Origin of the sequence: Radiobacillus deserti (genome assembly GCF_007301515.1) — a bacterium.
Lineage (GTDB): Bacteria > Bacillota > Bacilli > Bacillales > Amphibacillaceae > Radiobacillus > Radiobacillus deserti.
The window spans coordinates 1,242,635-1,254,482 of record NZ_CP041666.1; the positions used below are offsets into that span (position 1 = coordinate 1,242,635).

The following is an 11,848-nucleotide window of genomic DNA, read 5'->3' on the forward strand; positions in this document are numbered from 1 at the left end:
ATCTTTTTGATATGTATCATTTAGATATATATTAATGAATTACATGTTTGTTGTAAAGGGAAATATAATTTTTTTATATAAGAAGAGGATTAAAATATCGTGGTTAGGGAATTTCTAAAAAGTGAAACAAAAACAACGGTCTGAGATGAAATATGAGGTGACGTCGTGAAAAATGTAACGTTAGTATTTTGGTTTGCAATTGTCATATGCACAATTTTAGTTGTCTGGGGTGCGATTGCACCTGACCATTTACAAACGGTTACAGCTGATTTAACAGGAGATATTTCGGATTATTTTGGTTGGTATTACTTAATACTTGTAATGGTATTACTAGCTTTTTGTGTTTTTCTTATGTTGTCCAGATTTGGAAAAATTAAATTAGGGAAGCCAAACGAAAAACCAGAATTTAATTTGCCAACATGGTTTGCTATGCTTTTCAGTGCTGGAATGGGAATGGGGTTGGTGTTTTGGACAACCGCAGAACCAATTTCACATGCATACAAAAGTTCTCCATCCGCAGAAATGGGATCAAATCAAGCAATCCGCGACGCAATGCAATATTCCTTCTTCCACTGGGGGGTTCACCCTTGGGCGGTTTACGGGGTTGTTGCACTCGTCTTAGCTTATTTTAAATTTCATAAGGGCTATCCAGGTCTAATAAGTGCTACACTAGTTCCACTATTCGGTGAGAAAAGCATGGCTGGCTTACCAGGAAAGCTAATTGATACGCTTGCGGTATTCGCCACGGTTGTTGGGGTAGCTTCAACACTAGGCTTTGGATCCGCTCAAATTAATGGTGGTTTGTCTTTTTTATTTGACACACCAAAAAACTTTACGATGCAGTTGATAATTTTGGCCGTATCAACCTTTCTATTTATTTTCTCGGCATGGTCCGGCGTTGGAAAAGGGATAAAATACTTAAGTAACGCAAATATGGGACTAGGTTTTGTATTATTGTTACTACTGTTTATCGTAGGACCAACTATGTATATTTTAAACATGTTCACCGCAACATTAGGGAATTATATTACCAACTTTTTTGAGATGAGTTTTCGTATTTCTCCGTTGAATGAAGAGGGAAGAACGTGGATTGATAACTGGACAATCTTCTACTGGGCATGGTGGATTTCTTGGGCACCATTCGTCGGTGTCTTTATTGCAAGAATCTCTAGGGGAAGGACGATAAAGGAATTTATGTTAGGCGTCTTATTTGTCCCAGCGCTTGTGTGTTTTATTTTTTTCGCGGTGTTTGGTGTTTCTGCTTTAAATATTGAACAAAATGCGATTGATATGATTTCACAATATTCATTAGAAACAACGACGTTTGCAGTGCTACAACATTATCCATTAGGTGCCATTATGTCGTTTGTTACAATTTTCGTCATTGGGATTTTCTTTATTACATCAGCGGATTCTGCCACATTTGTACTAGGAATGCTGACAACAAATGGGGATATCCATCCATCTAATTCCGTGAAAATTGTTTGGGGACTTGCTATGTCTGCAATGGCAGCTATCATTGTGTACTTTGGAGGCACGCAAGGATTACAAAACATGCTGATAATCGCAGCACTACCTTTCTCCGTCGTAATGATTCTAATGGGAGCGTCCTTTTATAAAGCAGCCAATAAAGAAATTGTAAAACCGAAAAAAATGGAAGATAAAGAAAGGAAAAGGGAAGAGAAAGAAAAGAAAAAGATGAAGAAAGACAAAAATCATGTACCTGTTAATTAACCCAAAATATGCCTCGTGCCATGTGCACGGGGCATATTTTTATGTTATCCATAGGCTCGAATAATCTACCCATCCAAGTGCATTAAGCTTTATATGTTTTACATGAGCTGGAAAAATAGCATATTGTTGAAGTCGATATAGGCAACTAAAGCTGTATTCATGGAATAAGGTTTCTTCTACCTTTTGTAATGACTGTAAAAGCTCGTTAGTTGTCCGATTCGTTTGTAGTTGTTTTTCTATTTCTTCCATTACTTTGGTTGGTAAATGAAAACTCCAAATACTGTGATTTCCTAAAAAAGTCCCAAGACAACTATAAATCAGATTTTCATCCCCAAGCTGCTCCGCAAGTAACAAATCCGCTTCCTTTGCTAAATCAGTAGAAAATAGAGAATCATAAGACAAAACATGAATACAAAGACAAACTTCGAGCGTTTCTAATTCTGTTTTGATCCATTGAGCATCTAATTCATTTCCAGCACCACTATATGTATAAAGATGTAAGGTTTCCCCTTGGTATGTACTTTCTTCTAATGCAGTCTTTGAGAGAGACTTATGACGTTGATTAGTAATTTCTGATTCCCATTCTCTGAGTAAACGAAAAGCCGGTACATACCGATTACCTTTCAAAGTGGAAATCATTTTTTCTGGAGATAACGCATGATACAAAGCTTTTCTTAACTTCTCATCCTTTGCTAATAGTCCTTGCTTTCTATTAAATGTTAGTAGTTTACTCCCTCGGTCAATCATTGTTTTCTGTTGGTAATCGTCCTTCTGTTTTTGAACATATGGATATGGAAATAAGTCTGCATGTTCCAGCATGTGCTCTGACGCATATTTGTTATCGTAGAGCTCTGGAAAGAAAAACATGACCACCTCATCTAAGAACGGACGATAGCCTGAATAACGATTATGGATGGATAACTTTAATTTTTCATCGTTGAGTTTTGACAATTTAAATGGCCCAGTCCCGATGGAAGACGATTCATTTTCTGAAGGCGTAAGGATGCTTCCACCCAAAGAACTCACAACATGAAGAAAGAAAGGAGTTGGTTCTAGGAAGTAAAACGATACTTGATGAATCGAGTCTACCTGAATACGTTCCAAATATTTTATCATCCATTTATAAGGTGAGTTTAGGTGAGATAACCGTTGAAAACTAAAAGCTACATCTTCTGCTGTCAGCTCTGAATGGTTATGAAACATAATCCCTTTTCTTAAATGAAATCGCCATATAGTGTAGGTACCATTATGTTCCCAATAATGTGCAATGGAAGGTACATGTACGCCATTGTTTTTATCAAATTTAACTAGTTGCTGATACATGTGCCGCATGAAGTGATTTTCAGTCCTACGATTAACATAGACAGGATCCAAAGTCTGGAGAGCTCGATAGGAAGGGAATTGAATCCGATCTCTTTCTTGTTCTGTGTGGTATAAATCATCTGAGAAAATCCAGGTTACATATTCTTTTTGGATTTCAACGGGCACTGATTTCTTGCGAATGAATGCCATACATATATCAATCGGATGTGTATGGGCCATCTGCTTTGCTTCTGATAATACAAGTTGATGAAAGGTGAAATTTAGTATGATATGTGAGACATTACCTCTCCCGATCCCATGCTTCCACGTTATCCAACCATTATCCTGGAATTTGTTCAGGATTAATTTTACATTTCGTCTAGAACAAATGAATAAGGAAGCTAGCTGTTCTATAGGAATTGGAATCTCTTTATTCGTTTGTTGAATATGTGCATATAAATGTTCGTAATAGTCTAATGGTTTCATAGACGAGCCTTCTTTCTAGAAAAGGTGAAATTTTATTTCGATAACTATACACTTTTTTTTCTCCTATTTGAAAGCTATAATCATGATTATAGCTTTCAAATAGGAGGGAGAATGAGGCAATGCATACAGCAAAAGCTAGAGTAGTAGGGGTTTCCATTTTAACAGCAGTTGCCATTCTAGGTGATGCCATGCTTTTAGTCGTGTTGCCCATTTATTGGGAGGATTTCGGTCTAACAGCAATATGGCAAATCGGTGTTCTTCTTTCAGTGAATCGGTTTATACGACTTCCTGTCAATCCTTTAGTCGGATTGTTTTATTCCCGTTTTTCATTACGTTCAGGGATGCTAATAGCTATGATTCTTGCTACGGGAACTACGGCAGCTTATGGATTATTTCCCGATTTTCTTATATTGGTCTTGGCTAGAGTGGTATGGGGAATCGCATGGTCATTGCTGAGACTAGGTGGATTTCTAACCATTATTGAGGTTGGAAGTGATCGAAATCGAGGACAATTAGTAGGCTTGTATAATGGGCTATGGGGAATTGGTGGATTAATTGGAATGTTAGCTGGCGGCTTCTTAGTCGATCAAACCTCCATCCAGTTTGTAACGACTGTGTTTGTTATTTGTGGTCTCCTCGGAACCCCGTTTGTTTGGTATTTAGTTCCACAAGTAAGTAGAACCAAGAAAGAAGCGGTTAATAAGAAACATGAAAAATGGAGGACTCCTTTTGTATCGATGGTCTTACTTACTGGGTTTATGATGGGAACGACCATTTTTGGTTTATTTTCTGCTACGTTAAGTACGCTGGTGGAACACACATACGAGAATGCTTGGACAGTTTGGATTTGGACGATAGGAGCAGCTTCCATTGCTGGTTTCATGCAAGCAATCCGTTGGGGGTGGGGACCATTCCTTTCTCCGCTCATCGGTAGAAAGTTAGATAAAGCAAATTCCCCCGTTTTATGGTTAATCCTAACCATTTTAAGCACAGGTACTATGTTTGTTTTACTAAGTAATATAAGCTCCGTCGGTTGGCTACTTGGGTATTTACTTGTCTTTCAATTATTATCGAACGTTTTTGTAGTAGCTGCAGACACGTTTGCTACAAATGTAGCTGCTAAAACAAATGGAGTAAAAATGATGACGTCCTATACTGTTATAGTAGACGTTGGGGCAGCAGTAGGGCCATTATTTTCGTATTTACTCCTAGAATTAGTAGGAGTAACCATTGTGTACTTGATTGCAGGGTGTTCTCTTATGGTATTTGCAGCAATTTGGTTAACCTTTTTATGGAGAAAAGAAGAGTTATAATGTGTTACTTTCATTTTATTAAGAAATACTATCATTTTTATTGAATTACTTTTAAATAATCTAAATTACTTTCATATTTAAATAGAATACTTTCATCTAACAAACAAATACTTTCAAATCCAAAAAAAAGAGAGGGAACTCCCTCTTTTTAAGCTACCTTCCTACTCTTCCATAACAAGCCTACATAAATTATCATGGAAATAAATACCGAAAATGCGGATGTTACATAAATGATGTTGTAACCAAATGAATGAGCAATAACACCAAACGACATCGCCCCAATCCCTACCCCCATATCAAAGAAGGAGAAGAACGTTGCGTTCGCCATTCCTTTTCGGTGCGGCGGTGCTTTGTCTACAGACCAAGCTTGTAAGGCTGGTTGTACGGTACCGAATCCCAATCCGTATAATCCAGCTGCAATGAATAGGACGAAAGAATTTGGTAGCCAAACTAATAGAATCATGGCGCTAAGAATCAGAAGTGTACCAGGTAAGAACACCACAATGTGCCCTTTTCTATCGTAAAGCTGTCCAGCAAACGAACGAGATAGCATCAAGAACACAGCATAGACAAGAAAGTAAATCTCAATCCCTTCTACTCCTTCTTGAGCAGTGTACAACGGTAAGAAGGATGCAATCCCACCAAACGTAACAGTAATAAAAAATAGTAGAATGGATGGCTCAATTGCAGTTTTTTCAAATATATCAAATTTCATTGGAACTGATTTATGCTCGGATTGTTCCACTTTCTTATATTTAATAAAAGAAGATAATATTAACGCAATGAGCCCCATTACTGCACAAAGTAAAAACAGCTGGAGAAAGGATATTCTTTCTACTAAGTATAAACCGAGTGCTGGCCCAAAGGCTAAGGCGATATTCCCGGAAAGTCCAAAGTATCCCATACCTTCCCCACGACGTTTGGGAGGAATCAAATCCGTGGCAATTGTACCGGTCGCTGTAGTGGAAAAGCCCCAGCCAATTCCTTGTACGACTCGCATCGCAAATAATAAAAAAATGCTCGCAATAAAAGCAAAAGAACCAACGGAAAGAACAAAAATGGCTAGACCTAACATATAAACGAATTGTCTCCCTTTTGATTCAAGGGCATGTCCAGCGTATGGACGAAAAATGAGTGCAGAAAACGTGAAGATTCCAACGATCAATCCGATTAATTGATCACTTCCACCGAGGTGTTGAACGAAAAGTGGTAGTGTTGGAAGTGTCATTTGGAAACCTAGAAAAATAAAAAAATTTGCCATTACAATAAGGGCAAAGTCTTTTGTCCAGATTCTTTCTTTTTTTATCTTAACTTGTGTATTAGCTATATCAGTCATTGTTATCCAGACCTTTCTTTCGAGAATCGAAGTATATTATACACCTTTCCTATATGTATGGGAAGCTTTAGTACTTACCTTATTTTTCCCTAATGGTATAAAATACATGTATGAGCAAAATCATTCGGAAATAAAAAAGGAGAATAACTGTGGAATATACGATTAGACAAGAGAAGGCTGAGGATGAATTAGCTATCAGAGCACTCCATAAAAAGGCGTTTCATAATGAAGGCAAGGAAGCAGATCTAGTAGATGCAATCAGAGCGTCCACTTATTTTGTTCCGGAACTATCTCTGGTCGCAGATTCTCATGTGGAAGGAGTAATTGGTCATATTTTATTTAGCAAAATTATTCTTGAAACGGAGTTAATCGCAAAACAAACGCTTGGGCTGGCACCTATGGCAGTTCTACCAGAATTCCAGTATAAAGGCATTGGCTCGGCTTTAGTCCGAAGAGGATTGGAAGTTTGTAAAGAAGAAGGGTATGAGCATGTATTCGTTCTTGGTCATCCAAACTTTTATCCGAAGTTTGGTTTTGTACCTGCATCCTCACTAGGCGTTGAAGCTCCTTTTCCAGTCCCAGATGAAGCATTCATGGGATTAGAATTAAGAAAAGGAGCATTAAAAGGAGTGGAGGGAGAGATAGTCTATCCTCCAGCTTTTCAATCTGTTACACCGTGAAAATTAGTACTACCACACTTGAATGAGAGCCAAAAAGGTATGGAGAAGGAAAGTCTATACACCTACAAACTCCTTCCCATCCATGGCTGGAGGTGTTGTAATGGAAATAAAAGCTATTTTATTTGATTTGGACGGAACATTATTAGATAGGGATGCCTCTGTTCAGAAATTTATAGATGCTCAGTTTGATCGTTATCAGCTAGGACTATACCCTCTATCGAAAAGGAAGTTCACGCAAAGATTTCTAGAATTAGAAGAAAGAGGATATGTTTGGAAAGATAAGGTCTATCAACAAATAGTAGCTGAAAGTAACCTATCCAAAGTAACTTGGGAAGAATTATTAAAGGATTACGTCAAGCAATTTCACAGGAGTTGTGTACCATTTCCTAATCTCCATCAAACATTAGAAAAGCTAACCCATCAAGGGTTAAAACTGGGGATGATTACAAATGGTAAAGATCCATTTCAATGGAATAATATTCGATTCTTAAAAATAGAGACATATTTTGATACAATTCTGATCTCCGAGAGGGAAAAAATAAAAAAACCAAACCCGTTAATCTTCCAACGAGCACTCAATCAGATGGAGGTTCAACCGTCAGAAGCCTATTATGTAGGGGACCACCCCAAAAATGACATAGATGGAGCTAGAAATGTCGGTATGAAGACAATCTGGATGAAAACGGCTAATGTTGAAGTGCCAAAGGCTGATCTAGTAATAGAAGATTTAATAGAAATAACACGAGTGTTTCATTAAGTGGCGTTGTATAATGAAGGTAGGCAAGCAAAAAATGAGTGCAGTAATCTACATAAACTGGAGGGTTTTACATGGCAAATACGAAATTTCCAAAAGGATTTCTTTGGGGTGGTGCTACCGCGGCTAACCAAATAGAAGGTGCATACTTAGAAGATGGAAAAGGATTAACGACGGTCGATTTGATGCCAATCGGCAAGAACCGATTTAATGTTTTGTTAGGAAATATCGATTCTCTTACACCGAAGGAAAATGAGTTTTATCCGTCTCATGAAGCTATAGACTTTTATCATCGTTATAAAGAGGACATTGCGTTGTTTGCTGAGATGGGTTTTAAGAGCTTCCGGATGTCAATTGCCTGGACTAGAATTTTTCCTAATGGGGATGATGAATCACCGAACGAAAAGGGCTTGCAATTTTATGATGACGTATTTGATGAATTGAGAAAATATAATATTGAGCCTGTTGTGACTACTTGTCACTTTGATGTACCGGTGGCGGTTATTGAAAAATATAACGGTTGGAAAAATCGGAAAATGGTCGATCTGTATGAGCGATACACACGTACGATTTTTAATCGTTACAAGGATAAAGTGAAATATTGGATGACGTTCAATGAAATTAATATGTTGTTACATCTTCCCTTTGTAGGTGCAGGAATTGTTCTAGAAGAAGGTGAAAATAAATTACAAACCTTGTATCAAGCGGCTCATCATCAGTTAGTAGCTAGCGCCCTAGCTGTAAAAGCTTGTCATGAGATTATTCCAGATGCACAAATCGGATGTATGCTTGCAGCTGGGTCTACCTACCCTTATACAAGTAATCCAGACGATGTGTGGGAGGCGATGACAAGGGACCGAGAATCATTCTTCTTTATCGATGTCCAATCTCGTGGAGAATACCCAGGCTATGCGAAGCGATTCTTTAAAGATAATAACATCCACATCGAAATGGAAGATTGGGATGAAGATATACTTCGGGAACATACGGTTGACTATATTGGCTTTAGCTATTACGCAAGTCGTTGTATAAGTACGGATCCAGATATATTAGGTGATCAAACGGAAGGAAATGTCTTCGCTTCCGTGAAAAATCCTTACCTAACAACGTCAGAATGGGGCTGGACGATTGACCCGAAAGGTCTCCGTATTACGGCAAATCAATTGTATGACCGTTATCAAAAACCATTATTTATCGTGGAAAATGGATTAGGAGCTGTGGACATCCCAGAAGCAGATGGATCGGTAAATGATGATTATCGTATAGACTATTTAAGAGCTCACTTCGAAGAGATGGCAGAAGCTATTGAGGATGGGGTGGAAATTATCGGATACACAAGTTGGGGCCCAATTGATTTAGTGAGTGCGAGTACTGGAGAAATGAAAAAACGTTACGGATATATTTATGTTGATAAGGATAATGATGGAAATGGAACACTCCAAAGAAGTAAAAAGAAAAGCTTTGATTGGTATAAAAAAGTAATCGCATCAAATGGTGTTGATTTAGCGTAATGATGAGAGTACTTCGTTCAATTAGCGAAGTACTCTTTTTTTATGTTGTGAAACGCTTACACGCTATAATACAATAGAATTAAAACAGGGATTAATCTCACTTAGGAAAGGGAGTAGAACATGTTAGATGTTATTACAATTGGGGATGCTTTAGTTACCTTTAATCCCACTTCGAAAGGACCGATGCGATTTGTTCACTCGTTTGAAAGAAAAGTGGGTGGCGCGGAGTTAAACCTGGCAATTGGTTGTGCAAGGCTCGGTTTAAGAACGGGTTGGATTAGTGCTTTAGGAAATGATGAGTTTGGAAAGCATATTCTTCATTTTGCTCGAGGAGAAGGAATAGATACAACCGAAGTAAAGCTAGTGGATGGACATCCTACTTCTATTTATTTTAAAGAAATTCTGGAGGATGGGACGGGGAGAAACTTTTATTACCGGAATAACTCTCCCACATTAACGATGACTCCAGAATCGCTGAACGCTTCATATATTCAACATGCAAAAATCCTTCATATTACCGGAGTATTCTCTGCCATTCACGATCAAAATCCATCTATATTAAAACATGCAATAAAAACGGCGAAAGATCATGGATTACTTGTATCGTTAGATCCAAACATTCGTTTGAAATTGTGGAGTAAGGAAAAAGCAAAAGAAACCTTGCTTAGTTATTTGCCACATACAGACATTCTTCTTACAGGCGACGAAGAAGCAGAGCTTTTATTTGGTACGTCGACAGATGAAGGCATTCAATTAGCGTGTAAAGCATTTGGAATTGAAACAATCGCCATTAAAAAGGGAGAACGAGGAGCAGCAGCCTTTCATAAGGGAGAATATGTCAAAGCAAATCCTGTACCAGCAAAAAAGGTCGTCGATACAGTAGGTGCTGGGGATGGATTTAATGCGGGCTTTTTATATGGATTTCTTCAAAATTGGGATTTACAAAAAACGTTAAAGCTTGCGGCAACGATTGGATCCATGGTTGTAAGCGTTTCTGGCGATAATGAAGGCCTCCCTTTCCTAGAGGACGTTCAAGTACAATTGGGAGAAAAGAAACAAATTGAAAGATAAGCCTAATCCAATATTTTCAAGACGTCAACCCAGTCAGAATTCTAGGTGTTACATATAGTAATATTAACTTAACAAGGTTAACTATTAAAATATTGCCAGAATCCACATTCATTATCCAGAGGAATGCTCATATTCCTCATCCAAGATAAGGAGGTGAGATAATGAGCTACGGATTTTCTTGGGGTAACGACAGCTTTATTCTATTAGTAGTCTTGTTTGTCTTGCTTGTTATCGTAGGTAATAGCTATCCTATGGGATGGGGAGGATATTAATATTCTCTCTAGAGGAACAAAAGCCACTCTTGGGGAGGGTGGCTTTTCAATATGCAAAATTCAATTGAAGGATTCTAATGCTTTAAGTTTTCTTCTATTGCATGTGCTACACCATGCTCAAGATTGCTTTTTGTAACAAAATCACTTACTTGTTTAATTTCCTCATCAGCGTTCCCCATTGCGACCCCAATTCCGGCAGCTCGTAACATGGAAACATCATTATAGTTGTCACCAATGGCCATTACATCTTTCATACTTATGCCGATGTCTTTCGCAAATAGCTCAAGCGCAATTCCTTTTTGAGCATCGGGGTGATTGAATTCTAAATTATCAAATCCTGAAGAAGTGATTGCTACTCCTTGCTCGTCAGCAAGATCATCACGGATACTTTGTAATGTTTCGTCAGTTGTGGAAAATGCCAATAATTTAAATATTTCAATGTCCGTTCTATTTATAAGTTGCTCGTAATCTTCTATAATTGTAATTTCTTCTTCTTGAAATCTTTTTTGGGCATGCTGTTTCACATCTTCCTCTTGTAATTCGGGGTTTGCGGACATCATGATATCTACCATAACGTTAAGAAAATCATCTCGACTGCTTGAAAATCCACCATGGTTTGTGAAAAGCTCAAAGTACGCCCCCATACTCCGACAGGCTTCAACTATGTTCATGACAACATTTTTTTCTAAGGAAACACTCCGAACTAATTTTCCTTCAACCGTATATATTTGAGCGCCGTTTAAACAAATCACAGGGGCAACTAATCCTACATCTGCTAAAGGCTTTCGAGCAGAATTGTATGATCTACCGGTTGCTACCACAAGCTTCACACCTTGCTGCTGTGCTTTCTTTATGGCCTCAGCATTTTCTTTACTGATTTTGTGATCCCCATTTAATAACGTTCCATCTAAGTCCGTTGCGATTAATTTCATAAAAAGTCTCCTTATCTCTATATGTACATGTATCTGTCTATAGTTTAACATGTTTTGCATCCTTTATATCTAAATTACGATTTGCCTTTACAAAAAATAAATAAATATAGGTATGACCATTATTTTTCTTGTAAACCGGGCACTAACCTACCCGAAACAAGTCGTGAATACATACATTGATATTAACCTTGCAAGGTAAGGAAACAAATAATGAATACAGGAATAGACTGAACTCTTACCTTGTGCAGGAGGAGGTGAGCTTAGCATGGGATACGCAGGAGGCGGATCTTGGGGCAACGATAGCTTCATTCTATTAGTAGTCCTATTCGTATTGCTTGTCATTGTTGGTAACAACTATCCAACAGGTGGATACGGTTACTAATATGAACTACAATATTAAAACCACTTCGATTGAAGTGGTTTTTCTTATATCCATTTTATTGCATTTTTAATATGA

Annotated in this window: 11 protein-coding genes; 8 read left to right on the forward strand and 3 right to left on the reverse strand. The window is 37.9% G+C overall.

The features are described 5' to 3' along the window. The first annotated feature begins 165 nt into the window (after positions 1-165). Positions 166-1,734, forward strand: a complete 1,569-nt coding sequence (locus FN924_RS06585) for a BCCT family transporter (RefSeq protein ID WP_143892853.1) — start codon at positions 166-168, stop codon at positions 1,732-1,734. 39 nt (positions 1,735-1,773) lie between these two features. Here the strand turns inward: FN924_RS06585 and FN924_RS06590 are convergent, their stop codons facing one another. Beyond that, positions 1,774-3,522 (reverse strand): ABC transporter substrate-binding protein, encoded by a 1,749-nt coding sequence (locus tag FN924_RS06590; protein WP_143892873.1) that lies wholly within the window; start codon positions 3,520-3,522, stop codon positions 1,774-1,776. Positions 3,523-3,641: 119 nt separating this feature from the next. On the opposite strand from FN924_RS06590, the gene FN924_RS06595 reads away from it, so the two are divergent. Continuing rightward, positions 3,642-4,835 (forward strand): MFS transporter, encoded by a 1,194-nt coding sequence (locus FN924_RS06595; protein ID WP_143892875.1) that lies wholly within the window; start codon positions 3,642-3,644, stop codon positions 4,833-4,835. A gap of 148 nt (positions 4,836-4,983) precedes the next feature. On the opposite strand, the gene FN924_RS06600 is transcribed toward FN924_RS06595, so the two are convergent. Continuing rightward, the gene (locus FN924_RS06600) at positions 4,984-6,171 is read right to left on the reverse strand and encodes an MFS transporter (RefSeq protein WP_143892877.1); all 1,188 of its coding nucleotides are present in this window, start codon (positions 6,169-6,171) and stop codon (positions 4,984-4,986) included. Between the two features lie 149 nt (positions 6,172-6,320). Between FN924_RS06600 and FN924_RS06605 the strand changes: the two genes are divergently transcribed. The 5 genes from FN924_RS06605 (at position 6,321) to FN924_RS06625 (ending at position 10,459) form a co-directional block, all read left to right on the forward strand. After that, complete coding sequence (locus FN924_RS06605) at positions 6,321-6,851, forward strand: GNAT family N-acetyltransferase (RefSeq protein WP_228409605.1); 531 nt, start codon at positions 6,321-6,323, stop codon at positions 6,849-6,851. A gap of 100 nt (positions 6,852-6,951) precedes the next feature. Beyond that, positions 6,952-7,608, forward strand: coding sequence for an HAD family hydrolase (locus FN924_RS06610; protein WP_143897154.1), 657 nt, complete (start codon positions 6,952-6,954; stop codon positions 7,606-7,608). 71 nt (positions 7,609-7,679) lie between these two features. After that, a complete protein-coding gene (locus FN924_RS06615; protein ID WP_143892879.1) occupies positions 7,680-9,116 on the forward strand; it encodes a 6-phospho-beta-glucosidase in 1,437 nt (478 codons plus the stop codon). 120 nt (positions 9,117-9,236) lie between these two features. Then, on the forward strand, positions 9,237-10,187 hold the full coding sequence (locus FN924_RS06620; protein WP_143892881.1) for a sugar kinase: 951 nt from the start codon (positions 9,237-9,239) through the stop codon (positions 10,185-10,187). A gap of 161 nt (positions 10,188-10,348) precedes the next feature. After that, complete coding sequence (locus FN924_RS06625; RefSeq protein ID WP_143892883.1) at positions 10,349-10,459, forward strand: YjcZ family sporulation protein; 111 nt, start codon at positions 10,349-10,351, stop codon at positions 10,457-10,459. 74 nt (positions 10,460-10,533) lie between these two features. Here the strand turns inward: FN924_RS06625 and FN924_RS06630 are convergent, their stop codons facing one another. Then, positions 10,534-11,391, reverse strand: a complete 858-nt coding sequence (locus FN924_RS06630) for a Cof-type HAD-IIB family hydrolase (protein ID WP_143892885.1) — start codon at positions 11,389-11,391, stop codon at positions 10,534-10,536. A 265-nt stretch (positions 11,392-11,656) separates the two neighbouring features. Here FN924_RS06630 and FN924_RS06635 point away from each other — a divergent pair, with 265 nt between their 5' ends. Then, positions 11,657-11,773: a YjcZ family sporulation protein gene (locus FN924_RS06635; RefSeq protein ID WP_143892887.1), complete on the forward strand. Its 117-nt coding sequence runs from the start codon at positions 11,657-11,659 to the stop codon at positions 11,771-11,773. The last annotated feature ends 75 nt before the right edge of the window (positions 11,774-11,848 follow it).